Below are 20,135 nucleotides of genomic sequence, written 5' to 3'. Positions count from 1 at the left end.
ACCCGCGGAAGAAAAGCGAATACCCTCGAAACGAGAAAATACCCGCGGAAGAAAAGCGAATACCCTCGAAAAGAGAAAATACCCGCGGAAGAGAAGTGAATACCAGCGAGAAACGTGAAAATACCCGTGGAAGAAAAGCGAATACCCTCGAAAAGAGAAAATACCCGCGGAAGAGAAGTGAATACCCGCGCGAAACGTGAAAATACCCGCGGAAGAGAAGTGAATACCCTCGAAAAGAGAAAATACCCGCGGAAGAGAAGTGAATACCTGCGTGAAACGGGAAAATACCCGCGAACATGAGAATACCCAAGGGAAAAAAGCAACACCCACGAAAAATGTTATAATGGTAAATAGTGAGGTGTTACAAATGCGTATTATTACGAAAATTGCACGTCAAAAAAACAATCCAGAACGTTATAATATATATTTGAACGAAGAATACGCTTTTCCAGTAGATGAGGCAATTCTCATTCAATTCGGATTAACAAAGGGAAAAGTGCTTGAGGAATTTGATATTCAGGAAATTGCCTATGAGGATGAGATTCGAAAAGCTTTTAACAAAGGGTTAAATTTTTTATCTTATCAAATGCGCAGTGAGCATGAGGTCAAGAAAAAGCTTCTCACATTAGAATTTGGGGAAGCAGTTATATTAGAGGCTATACAAAAGCTCAAATCATATGGTTTTTTAAATGATGAAACTTACTCCAAGGCATTACTAGATACGAAAAAAGCTACGATGAAAAAGGGACCAAAGGCAATTAGGCAAGACCTTATGAAAAAAGGAATTGATAAAAGCTTACAGGATGAGGTACTTGCTACGTATAGTCATGAGGAACAGGTAAAGCTTGCGACACAATTAACTGAAAAAGTCATTCGATCAGAAAAAAAGAAAACACCAACACAAATAAAAGCTAAAATTCAAGATTTTTTAATGCGAAAAGGTTATTCTTTTAGTGTTGTAGATGAGGTGCTAAATCAAATGGTGATTGAGCAAGATGAAGACGAATGGCAACAGTTACTTGATGTACAAGGCGAAAAAGTTTGGAAAAAGTATTCATCGAAGTATACTGGTTTTGAACTGAAAATGAAAATAAAGCAGGCGCTCTATCAAAAGGGATTTCCTATAGAAGTTATAGATCGTTTTATAGAAGAGAAGGAGAATGAGGAATGAACGAAAAAAATTATGCTGCAATGTCAGAGCACGAATTACGTGAAGAAATAGCCATGATAAAGGAAAAGGCACGTAAGGCGGAACAGCTCGGTATCATCAATGAGTTCGCAGTATACGAGCGTAAGGCTTTAATGGCTGCTGCTTATTTAGTAGATTTAGATACAATAATTCCTGGAGAAATGTATCGTATTGACGGCTCTGAAAATGAATTTTTCCAAGTGGATTATTTAAAAGGACGCTTTGCCTGGGGACATCGCTTAGGGGGCGAAAAATACCAAGAAGCTTTACCAGTTTCAATGCTATCTCCTCTAAAGGTGGGCAAATAAATGGATGAAAAAATTGAGAAACTAATTGCTGAGTTACTTGCAAAAAACCCACAAATGTCAGTAGGACGTGCACGAGTTTGGATTGAGCTTTTATGGAGTGATTTTGAATCAACTTCTGCAAAAGCTGGCTACGCCTATCGTGGTGCTGAGTACACTGAAAATTTGGTGCGCCAATTAATTACCAGCTATGGTGATAAACTGCATGCATTTGCAGGGCGCAATCCCAAATACGCGCATTTACTTGATGCTAGTGATGATATGGTGCAATAACAAAACCCTGACCAATGTTGGTCAGGGTTTACTGATGTTTAATTACTTGCTCCAACCTGTAATTTTTTCTGAAGTTTATCTTCAGTAAAAATCCAGCCTGTGTATGAAGTGATAATCTCGTTGTCATCGTTTAAATGAGCGACAGCAACGAAAGGATAGCGATTATCACTACGGTATCGCAGATCAATTAATCTTACTTCAGTTAAGCCATTATCGAGTTCTGAAATTTCCCAGCGATACAATGGTGAGAATGACACGAATGCAGCGAGATTGCGATCTTTCAAAGCTATTTCGATAAGAGGCGTTTTCGGTAAAGGTTTTATTTCGAATTTATCATAAATATTAACAGTTCGCCCATAAGCACGCCCAACGTAATAATGCGTTTTGGATTTTGCTGCAATTCGCCAGTGGAAGAATCGCATTGTAGGAGCTACAATAACATACTCTTCGTCCTGAATGGTATTATGCACAGCGTTCTTGACAGCCTTTTGGACTACAAATCGTAAAATGTAGTAAACGATAATAATGAGATACATGATACTAAATGTCCAAACTGGATTTGCACCAAATGCCCAAAGTAAAATGCCAAGGCAATGTAGTGTAAAAATAATTGGATCAAACGTATTAATGACACCAAGTGCAACCCATCTTCTAGAGAATGGTCGAAGTGCTTGTGTACCATAAGCATTGAAGATATCAACAAAGACGTGAAGTGCTACAGCTAAAAATGTCCAAAGCCATAAATGAAACACATTTGCGTCTTGAATAATAATTGCTAAAACCGCTGTAATTAAGAGAGGCCAAATAGCTACTGCTGGTAGTGAATGTGTAATCCCACGATGATGTCGAATATAAATTGCGTTGTTGCGCAGTTTTAAAACAGTATCGACATCTGGTGCCTGTGAGCCAATAATTGTACCTGCCATTACTGCGGTAAAAGTCATAGAATGATCTGCTACAACGGGATCAGCTAGTGCAAGACCCCCGAGGGCTATACCCATAACGAAATGTGTACCTGAATCCAAAAATATCCACTCCTTGTATGCATAAGAATAGAGTACAATTTGCATACATGTATATTTCAATAATCCGTAATACCTGATATTTACTTAAACGTGCTGAATTGAATTATGACGTTTTTTGTCGTTTTTGACAGATAAATCTTTTCTTAATTGTATACCCTTTTTACCATAAATAAAATCGTAAAGACGCTGGAGGTCACTGTGAATTATCCATATGTAACAGAATTTCGACAATCTTTAGTTGAATGGTTTAATGTTGAGAAACGTGATTTACCTTGGAGGCATACTACGGACCCTTATAAAATCTGGGTATCGGAAGTGATGCTTCAACAAACACGTGTCGACACAGTTATTCCTTATTACAATCGTTTCATGGAAAGTTTTCCAACATTAGAATTACTCGCGGAAGCTCCACAAGAATACTTATTGAAGCATTGGGAAGGCCTCGGCTATTATTCCCGTGCACGTAACTTACAAGCAGGTGTTCGCGAGGTATTAGAAAACTACGGTGGGGTAGTACCCGATAATCGCCATGAGATTTCAAAATTAAAAGGTGTAGGCCCGTATACTGCTGGAGCTATTTTAAGTATTGCCTATAGTAAGCCCGAACATGCAGTTGATGGCAATGTAATGCGCGTTTTAAGTCGTGTACTTAATATTTATGATGATATCGCAGTTCCAAAGACTAAAAAGATTTTTGAAGCGGCTGTTGAAGAACTGATAGATCCAGAAAATGCATCGTCCTTCAATCAAGGCTTAATGGAGCTTGGAGCACTTATTTGTACGCCCACTTCACCAAAGTGCTTATTGTGTCCTGTGAGGGAATACTGTGTCGCTTTTAATGAAGGTGAGCCTGGAAAATTACCTATCAAATCTAAAAAAGTAAAGATGAAGCATATCACATACGATGTGCTTGTATGTCAAGATGATAAAGGTCGAATTTTATTGGAGCAACGTCCAGAAGAGGGTTTACTAGCTAATCTATGGCAGTTTCCAATGCTCGAGCACAGTAAAGAATCAATAGATACTTTTATGAATGATTATGCTATAAGTGTTCAATCGCAACATGATTTGCTAACATTTAAGCATATTTTTTCACATTTAACATGGCATATAAATAGCTATTTTATGAAATGTAATTCAGCAGAAAAGGGCGAATGGCTGACTCGCGAACAAATAGAATTATTACCAATGCCTGTTCCAATGCTGAAAATATGGCAAGAAGTTAAGGATTAATCAAAAAAAATATATTAAATAAAAATTTAGAGCATAAAAGCATTCACCTCGGTACACAATAATGAACGTGGAGGTGAATGAATAATGAAAAAGCAAAACAACCAAAATTTACAACCGAATAAAAACATGCAACGTCAAAGTCAAGAATTTGGTTATGAAACAGACGTTAATGAAGTGCAAAAGCAAAATGCTAAGGCAGAGCAAAACAAAACTCAAGCTTCAGGTAACTTCAACAAAACTAACCAAGATCTTGGTGAATAACACTTTGTAATTGCATAATTGCATTTACCTCTTAGGAGCTGTCTAAAATCGAAAAGATTAAAAAAGACAGCTCCTTTTGAATTTTTAAGGTAAGGAAACTGTTCAGATATAACAGAGAACTAATCGGGTAGCCGAGGAAACTGCTCAGATTCAGAAGGAACCTGATTTTATATATAAGAACAAGCAAAAAAATTCCAATTGGGTTGTTGTTATGATAATATTCGCTTCAAATTAACGAAATTTTGTACAGACTTAAAAGAGTGCAGGGAAATTTGTGGTTTTCTAACTACACCTTTCGCGTACACATTGCTATAATATACTAGAGACTGCTAGATTTAGGTAGCATAGACGAAAAGGTGGGCTTCAAAAATGGCAATACCGGTAGAAGGAGAAACGATACAAATACATAGTTATAAGCACAATGGCCGTATCCACCGTGTTTGGCAAGAAACAATGGTTTTAAAAGGAACGAAAAATATCATTATCGGTGCGAATGAACGGACACTTGTGACAGAATCCGATGGTCGAACGTGGCTAACGAGAGAGCCTTCTATTTGTTATTTCCATGCGGAGCACTGGTTTAATATCATTTGTATGCTACGTGAGGACGGTGTGTATTATTATTGTAATCTAAGCTCACCATTTGTTTTCGATAATAATGCCATTAAATATATTGACTATGATTTAGACATTAAAGTTTTCCCTGATATGTCTTATTCACTCTTAGATGAGGATGAATATGAGCTACATAGTAAGGAAATGTCTTATCCAGATGTCATAGATAAAATTTTAAAGCGTAATGTCGATAAATTAATTAGCTGGATTCAACAAAAAAGAGGACCTTTTGCACCTGATTTCATCGATGCCTGGACAAGTCGCTATAAGTTTCAGCTCGATATGCAAGCAGATGATTGTTAGTTGCACCTATTAGTTTTACTAATGGGTGTTTTTTTATGTCTTAAATAATCTAATTGCAAAATAGTTAGTGTTAAAGCTGAATTAACTGTACTTTGAACGAAATATTGCTATAATACGTTTGGGCATTCAGTTTGTGGATGTCTGTTTCTTTTTTGTGCAAAGTGGTGTATTTGCTTAATGTACATAAGAGCGAGGCTTTTAAATAAGAGGATGTGATAATAAATTGGGTAGTATAAAGCGTTATATGAGATTTGTAAAACCATATACTTGGGAAATTATTTTAACGATTATAATTGGTATAGTGAAATTTGCGATTCCGTTATTTATTCCATTACTCATAAAAATTGTGTTAGATGATATTATCGCTGCAGATAGTCTAACGGATGCTGAGAAGACAAAAGAACTGTTTTATTGGTTAGGTGGTACGATTATTGTATTCTTTATTATTCGACCACCGATTGAGTATTACCGTCAATATTTTGCTCAACATGTTAGTAACAAGGTGCTTTTCGATATTCGACAACAAATATATGCACATTTACAGCGCCTTAGTTTAAGATACTATGCAAACACAAGAGCTGGCGATGTTATTTCAAGAGTGATTAATGATGTGGAACAAACAAAAAACTTTATCATGACAGGCTTAATGAATGTTTGGCTCGACCTTGCGACAATTGTTATTGCTATTGGTATTATGTTTGCTATGGATGTTAAGCTTACGCTAGTAGCATTAGTTGCGTTCCCATTCTATGCTTTTAGTGTGAAGTACTTCTTTGGTAAACTTCGATCTTTAACACGTAAACGATCACAAGCACTTGCAGGTGTGCAAAGTTATTTACATGAACGTGTAGCTGGAATGAGCATTATTAAAAGCTTCACGCTAGAAAAGCATGAGCAAAAATTATTTGATGAAGCAAATGGAGAATTTTTAGAAAAGGCACTAGATCATACGAAATGGAATGCTAAATCCTTTGCAGTGGTGAATACAATCACGGATGTAGCACCTCTCCTAGTAATTGCTTATGCAGGTTATCAGGTTATTAATGGTCCTCTTTCTGTTGGGACAATGGTGGCCTTTATTGCCTATATCGAACGACTTTATGGTCCACTTCGTCGTCTTGTAAGTTCATCAACGATGTTAACACAATCATTTGCATCAATGGATCGAATGTTTGAATTAATAGACGAACCTTATGAAATAAAAGACAAGGCTAATGCGGTAGAACTACCTCGAGTAAAGGGTGAAGTCCGCTTTAACAATGTGAACTTTCAATATGAAGAAGATGGCTCACAAATTTTAAACAACATCAATTTCACGATTAACCCTGGAGAGACGGTTGCATTTGTAGGAATGAGTGGTGGAGGAAAATCAACTATTATTAGTTTGATTCCTCGCTTTTATGACACTACTAGTGGAGCGGTGTGTATTGATGGATATGATGTTCGAGACGTAACATTACATTCTTTACGCTCACAAATTGGAATCGTCCTACAGGATAATATCTTGTTCAGTGATTCCGTAAAAGAGAATATTTTAATGGGCAAGCCAGATGCTTCTGATGAAGAGGTCATAGCTGCGGCAAAAGCAGCAAATGCACATGATTTTATTATGAGCTTACCAAATGGTTATGACACAAAGGTTGGGGAGCGCGGTGTAAAGTTATCAGGTGGACAAAAGCAGCGAGTAGCGATCGCTCGTGTATTTTTAAAAAATCCTCCTATTTTAATACTAGATGAAGCAACCTCTGCATTGGATTTAGAAAGCGAGGCTCTTATTCAAGAATCATTGGATGTACTTGCACATGAACGTACGACCATTATAATTGCTCACCGACTTTCTACGATTACACATGCAGATAAAATTATTGTTATCGATCATGGACAATTAATTGAAAGTGGTACGCACGAGCAATTAATGCAAAAAGAGGGGACTTACTTTAATTTATTCCAGGTGCAACATTTAGGTTGATTTACCCTAAAGGCGCTTCGAGGCAATAAATAGCGAAAGCATCATGTCATCCCCATCTTTTGGTGATGAATAATCTATAAATAGCCTTCCGTTTAACATAAATGGAAGGCTATTTTTTTATCTTATTTATATAATATTATCAATTAATAAGACATTATTAGTATGAAACTCGAACGATGTAGAAAATCTATGTTAATTGCAGAATAATAATGATTGAAAGAGAGAGGTTTATTGGTTAGAATTATCTGAAAATAGAGAATTGAGTGATAGTTATTTCAACTAAATAAAAATATGGGTGGGATGGAGCGATTAATCATGAGAAAAAAGCTGCTAGAAATAAAGGGTTTAAAGACAACCTTTTTTACAGATGATGGACAAATTCCTGCCGTAGATGATATCGACTTTTCTGTTCATAAGGGGGAAATATTAGGGATTGTAGGGGAATCGGGAAGTGGAAAAAGTGTTACATCACTGTCCATTATGGGATTAATACCGTCACCACCAGGAAAAATAACTGGTGGAGAAATACTATTAGATGGCAAAAATCTCGTAACATTATCTGATAAACAAATGCAGAAAATTCGTGGAAAAGATGTGGCGATGATTTTTCAGGAGCCTATGACATCCTTAAATCCTTTGTTTACAATTGGGGATCAGCTAAAAGAAGCGATTTTAATTCATAATCCAAAATGGTCGAAAAAAGAAGCCTTTGCAAGGGCAATTGAAATTATGAAACTTGTAGGTTTGCCACGTGCAGAGGAATTATTAAAAGATTATCCACATCAGCTATCTGGGGGAATGCGACAACGGGTCATGATTGCAATGGCGCTTGTCTGTGATCCGAAGGTATTGATTGCTGATGAGCCGACTACTGCACTAGATGTTACAATTCAAGCTCAAATCTTGCAGCTTATGAAAGATTTAAATAAACGTTTAAATACAGCTGTTTTATTAATTACACATGATTTAGGCGTTGTAGCAGAAACATGCGAGCGGGTTATTGTGATGTATGCAGGTCAAATTGTAGAAGAGGCACCTATTCAGGAGATATTCGCTAATCCGAAGCATCCTTATACACAGGGACTTATTAAATCTGTACCAGATATGCGTTATAAAAAGGACAACCTATACTCAATACCAGGCAGTGTACCAAAGCCAGGAAGTATTCAGGCAGGATGTCGTTTTGCAGCGCGTTGCGAATTTGCAATGGACCGCTGTGTACAAGAAACACCACCTTTATATGAAGCAGCAGAGCAGCATAAATCGAGATGTTTTTTACTAGAGAAACAGGAGGTGGAGCAACATGTCGAAAGTGTTGTTGAAAGTTGATGGTTTGAAAAAATATTTCCCCATTCGGAAGGGTGTCTTAAATACACAGGTTGGAGACGTAAAGGCAGTAGATGATGTTTCCTTTGAAGTTTTTGAAGGAGAAACATTAGGCATTGTAGGTGAGTCTGGATGTGGGAAATCAACGACTGGTCGACTTTTAATGAGATTGCTTGAACCAACAGAGGGAAAAATTGAATTCGCAGGTAAAATGATTTCGGAATTATCGAACAACGAAATGCGCAAAGCCCGTAGAGATATTCAAATGATTTTCCAAGATCCTTATGCCTCTCTTAATCCTAGGCATAATATTGGAAAAATATTGGAGGAGCCTCTTACTGTTCATGGAATGGGCAATGCAAAGGAACGGAAACAGAAGGTCTTGGAGCTTCTCGAAATTGTTGGGTTAAATGAATATCATGTGAAACGTTACCCGCATCAATTTAGTGGTGGCCAAAGACAGCGTATCGGTATTGCTCGTGCTCTGATGACGAATCCGCGTTTAATTATTGCCGACGAGCCTGTCTCTGCACTTGATGTGTCAATACAGGCTCAAGTTTTGAATTTATTGCAAAACCTACAAAAGGAATTAAAGCTAACTTATATTTTTATCTCCCACGATTTAGGGGTTGTACGCCATATTAGTAATCGTGTAGGTGTGATGTATTTAGGGAAATTAGTGGAGTTAACAGCAAGCGAGGAATTATATGCTGAGCCACTTCACCCGTATACACAGGCACTGCTATCCTCGGTACCTGTTCCAGATCCTGCGTTTGAACGTGAACAGCTCATTATTTCTGGAGATATTCCAAGTGCTTCTAATCCGCCAAGAGGGTGCACTTTCCATACGAGATGTCCATTTAAAAAAGAAGAATGTTCTCAAGTAGTTCCGAAAATGCAAGAAGTGAAACCGGGTCATTATGTTGCTTGCCATCTATATGATGCAATCCAACATTCAATGATATAAAAAAACTTAGGGGGAAATTCAATGAAGAAAAAGAAGCTTTGGACTTTGGGTGTAATGCTTATCCTTGTTCTTTCGACAATCTTAGCCGCTTGTGGTGGCTCAGATACTAAGGATGCGGGTAGTAAAGATACTTCAAGTGGTGGCGATACAGCTAGCAGTGGCGGACCAAAAACATTAGTATATGGTCGTGGTGGCGATTCAGTAGCACTAGACCCTGCAGTTGTAACTGATGGTGAATCATTCACGGTTACAGCAAATATATATGAAACACTGGTTAATTTCGGTGAGCGAGATGTAACAATTCAACCAGGTTTAGCGAAATCATGGGAGCCGTCAGAAGATGGTTTAACATACACATTCAAGTTACAAGAAGGTGTAAAGTTCCATGATGGCACTGATTTCAATGCAGAAGCAGTTGTTAAAAATTTCGAACGCTGGAAATCTGGTGCTGATAAACACCCTTATTACAGCTCCCAATTTGTAGTAGGTGACAAGCAAGTGATTGAATCAGTAACTGCTAAAGATGATTATACTGTTGTATTCAAGCTTAGCCAGCCACAGGCACCATTCCTAAAAAATTTAGCGATGTCTCCTTTTGCAATTGCTTCTCCAAAAGCTTTTGAAGCAAATGAAGAAGGCTTATCTACAAATCCAGTAGGTACAGGCCCATTCAAATTTGTGAGCTGGGTACGTAATGATGCAATTACTATTGAGAAAAATCCAGATTATTATATTGATGGTTTACCGAAATTAGATAAAGTAATTTATAAATCAATTCCAGAAAACTCTACACGCTTAAATGCATTAACTAGCGGTGAAGTTGATGTAGCGGATGGCTTAAGTCCATCTGATAAAGCTTCCATTGAATCAAACTCAAAATTACAATTAATCGAACGTCCATCTATGAATGTTGGTTATCTTGGATTAACGGTAACACGACCACCATTTGATAATGTAAAAGTTCGTCAAGCAGTAAATTATGCAATCGATAAACAAGCATTAGTAGATGCATTTTATGAAGGCTTAGCGGAGCCAGCGAAAAATCCTATGCCTCCAGTAATTTCAGGCTACAACGATGACATTAAAGGCTATGAATATGATCCGGAAAAAGCTAAAGCATTATTAGCTGAGGCAGGCTATGATGGTAAAAAAATTCAACTATGGGCTATGCCTGTGCCACGTCCGTATATGCCAGATGGCAAAAAAATTGCAGAAGCGATCCAAAAGAATTTAGATGATGTTGGAATCAAATCTGAAATTGTATCTTTTGAATGGGCTACGTATTTAGAAAAAGCTCAAAATGGTGAAGCAGATGCGTTCTTACTTGGTTGGACAGGTGATAACGGAGATGCTGATAACTTCCTTTATACTTTATTAGATGGGGATAACATTGGTTCCAACAACTATACATTCTATGATAATAAAGAATTACACAAACTTTTAGTGGCTGCACAAACTGAAATTAATGAGGACAAGCGTAATGAATTTTACAAGCAAGCACAAGAGATCATCTCTAAAGATGCGCCATGGGTTCCACTTGCTCACTCTACTCCAATTTTAGCTGCTAACACTAAAGTTACAAACTATATTGCACATCCAACAGGTTCTGACCGTTTAGCTAATGTAGATACGAAGTAGGCGTAAAAGGGTTATCCTTACAAGTTTTAATTTAAGATGGAATTTTAAAGAATCTGCTTGCTTTCTGCGGGTAAGTCGTAGAAATCTAGCGGATTCTTTTTACAAGGTAGATGTATTTTTTTCTGTATGAAAGACCAATCATCTAAACTGTTTGGTGAAAGCTGACCCTTTCTACAGTATGCGATGAGACTTCAATGCTTTTGATGAAAAAGTATTTTATGAAAATAACAGAGGGGTGAAGAAGATGCTTCACTATATGGGAAGACGTTTGTTTCAATTAATCCCAGTTTTGCTTGGAATGACTTTTATCGTCTTCATGTTAATTCGTTCAATCCCTGGTAATCCAGCACAAGTAATTTTAGGACAGCAGGCAACGAAAGAAGCGGTCGAAGCGTTAAACGCAAGTTTAGGATTAAATAAGCCATGGTATACACAATATTTTAGTTATTTAGGTGGCGTTTTTCAGGGGGATTTAGGAGTGTCATTGCGTACTAAATTACCTGTATCAGAGGAAATTTTCCCGTATTTAGCGGCAACAGCTGAACTAGCACTATTTGCAATGATTATCGCAGTGATAGTTGGCGTAAATGCAGGTATTATTTCTGCATGGTTCCAAAATTCTTGGTTCGACTATGTGGCAATGGTAGTTGCTTTAATTGGGGTGTCTGTACCAGTCTTCTGGCTCGGTTTAATGGAACAATGGGCTTTTAGTAATCAGCTCGGCTGGTTCCCGACATCTGGGCGAGAAAATGTGCGAGATCCAATAACCGCCATTACTCATTTTTATTTACTGGATACGTTAATACAAGGCCGCTTTGATCAGTTTACTGAAGTATTAAAGAGATTAGTATTACCGGGTATAGCTCTTGCGACAATTCCAATGGCGATTATTGCAAGAATGACTAGGTCGTCTATGCTTGAAGTAATGCGCTCTGACTATGTACGTACCGCTAGAGCAAAGGGACAGAAAATGTTTATTGTTGTTTATAAGCATGCATTAAAAAATGCAGTTATTCCAGTGTTAACAGTAATCGGTTTGCAAACAGGGTTACTGCTAGGTGGTGCCATATTAACAGAGACAATTTTCAGTTGGCCTGGAATTGGTCGTTATATTTATGATGCCATTGGCTTCCGAGACTATCCTGTTATTCAATCAGGTATTTTAATAATTGCTTTTATTTTTATTATGATTAACTTAATTGTGGACTTACTGTATACGGTGATCGATCCACGGATTAAATACAAATAGAGGAGGGAAGCGATAATGACTGAAGCGATAGATATAAAAACAGAAGTAGCTCCAAGTCGTGAACGAGCGGCAGGTCCTTGGAGAGAAGGCTGGCGTAGCTTTAAAAAGAGCAAAATCGCCCTCATAGGTGCAGGTATTGTACTATTATTTATTATACTTGCTATAGTTGGCCCGATGATTGCTCCTGAAGGAATTAATGAACAAAATTTTTCGCAGCGTTTATTAGCACCGTCAAGTGAGCATTGGTTTGGCACGGATGACTTTGGTCGGGATATTTTCTCTAGAGTTATACATGGAGCTAGTATTTCTTTGAAGGTAGGTTTTTTTTCGGTTATTCTTTCTGTAATTGTAGGTAGTTTCCTTGGCATTATTGCGGGTTATTATGGAAGATGGATTGATACGATAATCTCGCGTATTTTCGATATTTTGTTAGCATTCCCTAGCATTTTACTAGCGATTGCGGTAGTAGCAGTACTTGGACCATCTTTACAAAATGCATTGATTGCCATTGCCATTATTAACGTGCCGAATTTCGGGCGCCTAATTCGTTCGAAAGTATTGAGTGTAAAGGAAGAGGAGTATATCGTAGCGGCAAAGGCCATCGGAATGCGTGATTCACGAATTTTGTTCTCGCATATTTTACCAAACTCGATGACGCCAATCATCGTACAAGGAACGCTAGCGATAGCGACAGCGATAATTGAAGCGGCGGCATTAGGCTTCCTTGGATTAGGAGCTCAAGCACCAGCGCCAGAATGGGGTAAAATGCTAGCGGATTCCCGTATCTATTTATTAAAAGCTCCGTGGACGATGATTTTCCCAGGTTTAGCTATTATGTTAACGGTTCTTGGTTTTAATCTAATGGGGGACGGTTTACGTGATGCGCTTGATCCGAAAATGAAAAGCTAATAAAAAAGGCGAAGGGGTGGATATATGGCCAACCCTTCGCTCTTTTGCTAATCAATTATGCCTCGGCATAATTGCGTCCGGTATCGACTTTGTGCTAGCACAAAGAACTCCTTTCCTATTCCGTGACATCCGCCGGAGATGCGCTTTCGCTACAGAAAATAATTGCTGAAAGAAGTTAAATAAATTCCTCTTCAAATTCTACATTAATTTCTTGACCATGATGAGTCTGATACGACACGATGAGCGTATCTAAATGCTCTAGGTTTTCTTCGTAATCTAAAATACGCGATAAAATATAAAGCAAGTGATAGCTTGAGAACTCTGTATCGCCTTCCTCATGCGCAAAACTGATCTGCTTAATGAATATTTCCATTAACTCGTTACGTTGAACATAATCGATGTTTTTACTCCACTCTGAATGTTCGGGCTTTAATTTTCCTGTATATTTTAACAGTAGTTGCTCATGGTAAGTTAGCAGGAAATCAAGCCGTTCTTGAATCATTAAATGAAATTGCGTCGGTAGCTGTGCTAATTCGTTTTCATGATTATGAAGGCGATGAAGAAGCTCTAAACTTTTCTTTGACGTGGTGATCATTTGACGATAAACAACTAGCTTACGTGCTTTTACAAACTTTTTATTTTTTAAGTAATTACGCTCTTCCTTATAAAAATCATACAGTGTATCAACTCGTTGCATACGAGCCTTAAATTTGCTTAATGCTTCTTTTGTAGAAGTATGCTCAGATGCCTGACGAACAGCAAGTCGCGTCCATCGAATAATATCATCCTGTAAAAAGTAAATCTTACGGAAAAGCTTTACTTCATATTTTGGTGGAAGGAAGACTAGGTTAACAACAAATGCTGCTAACACCCCAACTAATATTGTAATAAAGCGAATAAGACCAAATGTAAGAAAGTCGTCTCCTTGAAACTCCATAATAGCTACAACTGTAACAAGTGCTAGAGACAATGACCTTTCAAGTTTAAATTTCAACATGATACCGATAGCAACAATGACTGCAATGCCAATTGCTACTACATGGTGACTAAATAGCAAGCCAAAAATGACTGCAATGGTAGCTCCTATAATATTGGCTTGTACTTGCTCAACAATTGTTTGATAGGAGCGATAAATAGATGGCTGAATCGCAAAGATTGCTGCAATTCCTGCAAAAACAGGTGAAGGCAGCTCTAGCAGCTCAGCAATAAATAGTGCAAACACGATGGCCACACCAGTTTTAAATACACGGGCACCTAATTTCATAGAAAATGGATGTCCTTTCTGTCTAAAATTTTAACTTCTTTCTGTGAGACACAATTATGCCGAGACATAATTAATGCTTCTTTACATTATAGAAGGAAGTGTTCATAAAATACATAGATTTGTATGTCATTTAAATGAAAAAGACGACTCTTAGGAGAGCCGCCTTAATAATTTATAGTTGTCGCTAATTTAAATAACTGTTGAACATTCATTTCTTATGCGATTCCATAATTACAATTTAGAAAATGCATGATTTACTGCTTTAATTGTTTCAAGAATATCAGCTTCTGTATGCTCTGTAGTTAAGAACCATGCTTCATATTTTGATGGCGCTAAATTAATGCCTTGTGCAAGCATTAATTTAAAGAAGCGACCAAAGATTTCACCGTCTGAGTTTTCAGCTTGCTCATAGTTTTCTACTTTCACATCTGTAAAGTAAATTGTAAGAGCACCTTTAAGGCGATTAACAGTAATTGTTACATTATGTTTTTTTGCTGCTGCTAAGATACCTTCCTCTAAAATACCTCCGAGACGATCCATTTCATCATAAATACCAGGAGTTTGTAATACTTCTAGGCAGGCAATACCAGCTTGCATAGATGCAGGGTTTCCAGCCATTGTGCCTGCTTGATAGGCAGGTCCAAGTGGAGCGACTGTATCCATAACCTCTTTACGACCGCCATATGCACCGATTGGTAAACCACCGCCGATTACTTTACCAAGGGCAGTTAGGTCAGGTGTTAAGCCTAATAAGTTTTGAGCACCACCATAATGGAAGCGGAAAGCAGTAATAACTTCATCGTGAATAGTTAATGCACCTTTTTCCTTTGCTGTGGCATGAACTAATTCTAGGAAGCCAAGGTTAGGCTCTACAATACCGAAGTTCCCAACGATAGGCTCGATTAAAATAGCTGCGATTTGATCGCCCCATTTATTCATTGCTTCTGTAAATGCTTCAGGGTTGTTAAATGGTACAGTAATTACTTCCTCTGCTGTAGCAGTTGTAACACCGGCTGAGTCTGGAGTACCTAATGTCGCTGGACCAGAACCAGCAGCTACTAATACTAAGTCGAAGTGACCATGATAACAGCCAGCGAATTTCATAACTTTTGTACGGCCAGTATATGCACGTGCAACACGAATTGTTGTCATTACGGCTTCTGTACCAGAGTTATTAAAGCGTACTTTATCCATAGACGGGATTGCTTCTTTTAGCATTTTAGCAAAAGTAACCTCGTATTCAGTTGGAGTCCCAAACAAAGTGCCATTTTCAGCTGCGTGTGTAATAGCCTTTGCGATATGTGGGTGACCGTGACCAGTAACGATTGGACCGTATGCTGCTAAATAGTCGATATAACGGTTGCCATCAACATCCCAAAAATAAGCACCTTTCCCACGAGCCATTGAAACAGGTGATCCTCCGCCAACTGCTTTATAAGAACGAGAAGGGCTATTTACACCACCAACGATATGCTGTAGCGCTTCTGCGTGTACTGCTTCAGATTTTGTGTGATTCATATATATTGCCTCCTAAATCTTTATACTTCATCTATTGTAGACCTATCAGTGCAAGAAATCCAAAGAAATTAAGAGATATGATTTGTTTTGCTATTTAGAGTAAAATAGAGCGTACAGAGGAGGAGATTGATATGGCTTTAATAGAAGGTAAAAAAGCACCTGATTTTTCCCTTATAAATGAAAAAGAAGAAATAGTAAAGTTAGCGGATTTCAAAGGAAAAAATGTTATTTTATATTTTTATCCTAAAGATATGACACCAGGCTGTACGACGGAGGCTTGTGACTTCCGTGATAAGCATGAAGATTTTAGTAAATTAAATGCAGTTGTACTGGGCATTAGTCCTGACGATGCAAAAAAACATACCAAATTTATAGATAAGCACGGGTTACCATTCTCGCTATTAGTGGATGAGGATCATGCCGTAGCAGAAGCGTATGGAGTCTGGGTGCTGAAGAAAATGTATGGACGTGAATATATGGGGATAGAACGTTCGACGTTTTTAATTGATACAGAAGGAAACCTGATAAAGGCTTGGCGTAAAGTAAGAGTGAAAAATCATATTGAAGAAGTATATACATATTTAGCAGAATTGGAGGCTAAGTAATGAGAATTTATTTTACGTTTGAACCAAGACCGGATTTACGTGAGCCACTAGTAGCAGAATTTCCACAAGTTGATTTTATTTTTGAAAATGGTCTATCAAACGAGGAGCTACAACAAGCGGATGTGCTTGTGACATATGGTGAAGATTTAAATGATGAAAATATTCAGTATGCGACAAATGTTAAATGGATTTTTGTAGCTTCAGCGGGGATCGAAAAGATGCCAGCTCAAGCCATTATTGAACGAGGGATATTAGTTTCGAATGTGCGTGGCATTCATAAAACACCAATGGCAGAATCAATGCTTGCCCATATTTTAGCGATTAAGCGTGCACTGCCTTGGGTGTATGAACAGCAGAAGAAAAGTGAATGGTCCAAAAAAGCGAAACAAACCGAGTTGCGGGATAGTACAGCACTTATTTTAGGGCCTGGAGCTATTGGCTCGGAAGTAGGTCGTTTATTGCAAGCTTTTGGTGTTGTAACAATTGGCTGTAACCGTTCAGGGAAAGAAGCGGCATATATGAATGAGATGGTGAGCTTTGATCAACTAGTCGAAGCTTTACCTAAGGCTGATATTGTCATTTCTGTGTTACCCAAAACAGAAGAGACGACGCATTTATTGAAAGAAGAACATTTTAAAGCGATGAAAAATAACGCCATTTTCATGAATTTTGGTCGTGGAAACTTAGTAGAAGAAAATGTTTTAATCCATGCCATTCAAGCAGGTGAAATTGGTTATGCTGTTTTAGATGTATTTGAACAAGAGCCTTTAGCTGAGAATCATCCTTTATGGACTTTACCGAATGTCATTGTGTCTCCGCATATTTCAAGTCACTCATCTCGCTATGTTGAACGCAGCTTAGAGATCTTTAAACCAAGTTTAGAGAAGTGGTTACGTGGTGAAATAGATGTAGAAAATATTATGAATTTATCAAGAGGTTATTGAAGTGTCGATCCTAATTAAACTGAAATGTGTATGATTGTTGACAGAAGTAAGAGTAATTCGATACACTAATTATAACTATTATAAATTAAGAATCTTTATGGAAGAGGTGCATGACGATGTCTGCAACGCATTTACAGGATGCACTTGACACGTTAAAAACAACTGGTGTTCGTATTACTCCTCAGCGTCATGCTATTTTGGAATATTTAATTCAAACAATGGCACATCCTACTGCCGATGAAATTTATAAAGCACTTGAAGGGAAATTCCCAAATATGAGTGTAGCGACTGTCTATAATAACCTTCGCGTATTCCGTGAAGTTGGTCTAGTGAAAGAACTAACATTTGGTGATGCTTCTAGTCGCTTTGATTTCGTTACAAACGATCATTATCATATGATTTGTGAGTGCTGTGGAAAAATAGTCGACTTCCATTATCCTGGTCTCGACGAAATTGAACATTTTGCATCACAAGTAACAGGCTTTGATGTGCATTCGCATCGTTTAGAAATTTACGGCACTTGTCCATCGTGTAAAGATGTATCTGCAAAAGTACAATAAAAAAATCCTAGCTCTTTATATGAGGGCTAGGAATTTTTTGTCTTATTATAAGATTGGTCGAACTCTTTTCCTTCTAGAGTTGGATCCAGCGTTAATGGTTCATTGCAGTACATACACATATCTACACGACCTAAAACTTTTGTGTGCTTATTGCAATTAGGGCATTCCACTTGAACAGCTTTTGTTGAGAGCAGTCCAATCCATGCATAAACAACTGTACTTCCGATAATACAAAGTACACCAAGGGTCATGAAAATTAAAACTAGAATAGGATTGTTTTTAAAGAAGATTCCCCCATACATAACTACAAAGCCGATAAAAATAAGTGCTAATGCGAATGAACGGATTTTATTAATTTTACTTTTGTAAGGTTTCATTTATCATCTTGCCTCCCAATCTAAAATCTACTATAACATATAAGAACAAAGTATTTTAGTTTTGAAAACATGGAAAGAAGGAATACTTTTAGAGTATGTCGAAATTTTAACGAAATCAATTTCGCCTTGGCGTAATTTTGCTGTCGCTTCGCTTTCGCACAGAAAACATTTGTTGCTGTCGCTTCGCTTTCGCACAGTAAACATTTGTTGCTGTCGCTTCGCTTTCGCACAGTAAACATTTGTTGCTGTCGCTTCGCTTTCGCACAGTAAACATTTGTTGCTGCCGCACAGATAAACAATCCGTGACATCCGCCGGCGAAAGGTAAAAGGTACAAGTAAATAGAGGGGGACTGAAAATGGAACAAGTTTTGCGTCCGATATACCAGGAACGTGCAAGTCAGTCGAATACATTAGGCGTTATTTTAGTTGGAAAACGCGAGGAACAAAGTAATGTTACAGATACATTTGATACAGTCTTACTTATTATTGTAAAGGAAGCAGAAAAGCCAGTCTTTACGAAACATTACTTATATGAAGGAAATAAAGTAGCCTTACATACTGTTACTGAGAAAATAATACGAAAATGGTTACTAATTGGTTCAAATAAAAAAGTGGTCGATTGGATTTTCTTTGGTAGAGTATTATTTGATCGTAATGAATTTCTTCATAAATTAAAAATTGAATTACAGGAGTTTCCGTTTAGTGGTCGAAAAATCAAAACAGGCATTCAGTTTTCAAAATTAATTCGACGCTATTTAGAAGGGAAAGAATACTTTGATAAGGGTAGTTATCTCGATGCTTATAACCATGTTGTAGATTCGTTACATCATTTGGGACGTTTATCCATCATTGATAGTGGACTTTATCCTGAAGTAACTGTTTGGTCACAGGTAAAAAAAATAGAACCAGCGATTTATAAATTATACGAGGAGCTAGTTACAAGTAATGAACCGATAGAAAAACGGTTAGAGCTATTGTTTTTAGCAAGTGAGTTTTTAATACATTCACGTACTCGAGACGGCGCTCAACATATTTTAGAAGTAATGCAATCAAAAGAAACTTGGACGATTCAGGAATTACACGATCATGATGAGCTCATGAATTACTCAGTTGATTTAGAAGTGTTTGTAGAATTTCTAGTGGACAAGGGTTATATTCAAATAGAACCTATCGTTGCGAAAAATGAAATGATATTCCACCGTCATTATAAGGTAAATAAAGAAGCTCTAGAAATGGAGCAAGGACTGTAGTATGCTAGTTATCGAGGTATGAAAAATACCTCGATATTTTTTTATGAAAAGTTGTTGACTTTTAATTCATTGATATTGTATTATATTAATTGTCGCTAAGACGTAATGAAAAAACTCAATGAGCGAAAAAAACTTTTGGAAAAAGTTATTGACACTAACTGAGTTAAATGTTAGACTAAAGAAGTCGCTGAAAAACAACGGCGACGAAATGAACCTTGAAAACTGAACAAGCAAAACGTAATCAATAAATTTTTTAGTAGCTAACCTTGAGTTAGTGAAAAAACAAAATTTTGGACATCAAACATGATGCCAGCAAAACAATTTGAGCTAATCAAATTTCTTTTTATGGAGAGTT

The 20,135-nt window shown here is 37.4% G+C and carries 20 protein-coding genes; 16 read left to right on the top strand and 4 right to left on the bottom strand.

Annotated features, from left to right (window positions below; genetic code table 11):
- The first annotated feature begins 367 nt into the window (after positions 1–367).
- The 3 genes from recX to ACQKNC_RS21225 are packed head-to-tail and all read left to right on the top strand — an operon-like array spanning position 368 to position 1,767.
- On the top strand, positions 368–1,171 hold the full coding sequence (recX, locus tag ACQKNC_RS21235) for a recombination regulator RecX (protein WP_427426708.1): 804 nt from the start codon (positions 368–370) through the stop codon (positions 1,169–1,171).
- Positions 1,168–1,497 (top strand): YfhH family protein, encoded by a 330-nt coding sequence (locus ACQKNC_RS21230; RefSeq protein ID WP_427426707.1) that lies wholly within the window; start codon positions 1,168–1,170, stop codon positions 1,495–1,497. The genes recX and ACQKNC_RS21230 overlap by 4 nt, the downstream gene beginning before the upstream one ends.
- Positions 1,498–1,767 carry a YfhJ family protein gene (locus ACQKNC_RS21225; protein WP_427426706.1) on the top strand — a complete coding sequence of 90 codons (270 nt, stop codon included), beginning with the start codon at positions 1,498–1,500 and terminating at the stop codon, positions 1,765–1,767. It abuts the gene before it with no gap.
- A gap of 38 nt (positions 1,768–1,805) precedes the next feature.
- Here ACQKNC_RS21225 and ACQKNC_RS21220 read toward each other — a convergent pair whose 3' ends face one another.
- The gene (locus ACQKNC_RS21220) at positions 1,806–2,792 is read right to left on the bottom strand and encodes a metal-dependent hydrolase (RefSeq protein ID WP_427426705.1); all 987 of its coding nucleotides are present in this window, start codon (positions 2,790–2,792) and stop codon (positions 1,806–1,808) included.
- 198 nt (positions 2,793–2,990) lie between these two features.
- Here ACQKNC_RS21220 and mutY point away from each other — a divergent pair, with 198 nt between their 5' ends.
- The 9 genes from mutY (at position 2,991) to nikC (ending at position 13,262) form a co-directional block, all read left to right on the top strand.
- Positions 2,991–4,025 carry an A/G-specific adenine glycosylase gene (gene mutY / locus ACQKNC_RS21215; RefSeq protein ID WP_427426704.1) on the top strand — a complete coding sequence of 345 codons (1,035 nt, stop codon included), beginning with the start codon at positions 2,991–2,993 and terminating at the stop codon, positions 4,023–4,025.
- 84 nt (positions 4,026–4,109) lie between these two features.
- Entirely contained in the window at positions 4,110–4,286 is a 177-nt protein-coding gene (locus ACQKNC_RS21210) for a gamma-type small acid-soluble spore protein (RefSeq protein WP_323650745.1), read from the top strand.
- A 369-nt stretch (positions 4,287–4,655) separates the two neighbouring features.
- A complete protein-coding gene (gene ntdP / locus ACQKNC_RS21205) occupies positions 4,656–5,204 on the top strand; it encodes a nucleoside tri-diphosphate phosphatase (protein ID WP_427426703.1) in 549 nt (182 codons plus the stop codon).
- 223 nt (positions 5,205–5,427) lie between these two features.
- Positions 5,428–7,173: an ABC transporter ATP-binding protein gene (locus ACQKNC_RS21200; RefSeq protein ID WP_427426702.1), complete on the top strand. Its 1,746-nt coding sequence runs from the start codon at positions 5,428–5,430 to the stop codon at positions 7,171–7,173.
- A gap of 315 nt (positions 7,174–7,488) precedes the next feature.
- Positions 7,489–8,502, top strand: coding sequence for an ABC transporter ATP-binding protein (locus ACQKNC_RS21195; RefSeq protein ID WP_427426701.1), 1,014 nt, complete (start codon positions 7,489–7,491; stop codon positions 8,500–8,502).
- Positions 8,477–9,466, top strand: a complete 990-nt coding sequence (locus ACQKNC_RS21190; protein WP_427426700.1) for an ABC transporter ATP-binding protein — start codon at positions 8,477–8,479, stop codon at positions 9,464–9,466. Before ACQKNC_RS21195 ends, ACQKNC_RS21190 begins: the two co-directional genes overlap by 26 nt.
- A gap of 21 nt (positions 9,467–9,487) precedes the next feature.
- On the top strand, positions 9,488–11,104 hold the full coding sequence (locus tag ACQKNC_RS21185; RefSeq protein WP_427426699.1) for an ABC transporter substrate-binding protein: 1,617 nt from the start codon (positions 9,488–9,490) through the stop codon (positions 11,102–11,104).
- Positions 11,105–11,348: 244 nt separating this feature from the next.
- The gene (locus tag ACQKNC_RS21180) at positions 11,349–12,353 is read left to right on the top strand and encodes an ABC transporter permease (RefSeq protein ID WP_427426698.1); all 1,005 of its coding nucleotides are present in this window, start codon (positions 11,349–11,351) and stop codon (positions 12,351–12,353) included.
- A gap of 15 nt (positions 12,354–12,368) precedes the next feature.
- Positions 12,369–13,262, top strand: a complete 894-nt coding sequence (nikC, locus tag ACQKNC_RS21175) for a nickel transporter permease (RefSeq protein ID WP_427426697.1) — start codon at positions 12,369–12,371, stop codon at positions 13,260–13,262.
- A 175-nt stretch (positions 13,263–13,437) separates the two neighbouring features.
- Here nikC and ACQKNC_RS21170 read toward each other — a convergent pair whose 3' ends face one another.
- Together ACQKNC_RS21170 and ACQKNC_RS21165 are read right to left on the bottom strand one after the other, a co-directional pair.
- Positions 13,438–14,526 (bottom strand): FUSC family protein, encoded by a 1,089-nt coding sequence (locus ACQKNC_RS21170; protein WP_427426696.1) that lies wholly within the window; start codon positions 14,524–14,526, stop codon positions 13,438–13,440.
- Positions 14,527–14,757: 231 nt separating this feature from the next.
- Positions 14,758–16,044, bottom strand: a complete 1,287-nt coding sequence (locus ACQKNC_RS21165) for a glutamate-1-semialdehyde 2,1-aminomutase (protein ID WP_427426695.1) — start codon at positions 16,042–16,044, stop codon at positions 14,758–14,760.
- A 131-nt stretch (positions 16,045–16,175) separates the two neighbouring features.
- On the opposite strand from ACQKNC_RS21165, the gene bcp reads away from it, so the two are divergent.
- The 3 genes from bcp to perR all read left to right on the top strand — a co-directional run bounded on the left by bcp (position 16,176) and on the right by perR (position 18,153).
- Complete coding sequence (gene bcp, locus ACQKNC_RS21160) at positions 16,176–16,649, top strand: thioredoxin-dependent thiol peroxidase (RefSeq protein WP_427426694.1); 474 nt, start codon at positions 16,176–16,178, stop codon at positions 16,647–16,649.
- Positions 16,649–17,593 carry a D-2-hydroxyacid dehydrogenase gene (locus ACQKNC_RS21155; protein WP_427426693.1) on the top strand — a complete coding sequence of 315 codons (945 nt, stop codon included), beginning with the start codon at positions 16,649–16,651 and terminating at the stop codon, positions 17,591–17,593. Before bcp ends, ACQKNC_RS21155 begins: the two co-directional genes overlap by 1 nt.
- A 116-nt stretch (positions 17,594–17,709) precedes the next feature.
- Positions 17,710–18,153, top strand: a complete 444-nt coding sequence (gene perR / locus ACQKNC_RS21150) for a peroxide-responsive transcriptional repressor PerR (protein ID WP_427426692.1) — start codon at positions 17,710–17,712, stop codon at positions 18,151–18,153.
- A gap of 26 nt (positions 18,154–18,179) precedes the next feature.
- On the opposite strand, the gene ACQKNC_RS21145 is transcribed toward perR, so the two are convergent.
- Positions 18,180–18,530 carry a YgzB family protein gene (locus ACQKNC_RS21145; protein WP_427426691.1) on the bottom strand — a complete coding sequence of 117 codons (351 nt, stop codon included), beginning with the start codon at positions 18,528–18,530 and terminating at the stop codon, positions 18,180–18,182.
- A 356-nt stretch (positions 18,531–18,886) separates the two neighbouring features.
- Here ACQKNC_RS21145 and ACQKNC_RS21140 point away from each other — a divergent pair, with 356 nt between their 5' ends.
- Positions 18,887–19,780: a nucleotidyltransferase-like protein gene (locus tag ACQKNC_RS21140; protein ID WP_427426690.1), complete on the top strand. Its 894-nt coding sequence runs from the start codon at positions 18,887–18,889 to the stop codon at positions 19,778–19,780.
- Positions 19,781–20,135 lie beyond the last annotated feature (355 nt).

Source organism: Lysinibacillus sp. NPDC094177 (assembly GCF_050279145.1).
Lineage (GTDB): Bacteria > Bacillota > Bacilli > Bacillales_A > Planococcaceae > Lysinibacillus.
This window is presented reverse-complemented; position numbering and strand designations above follow the sequence as displayed.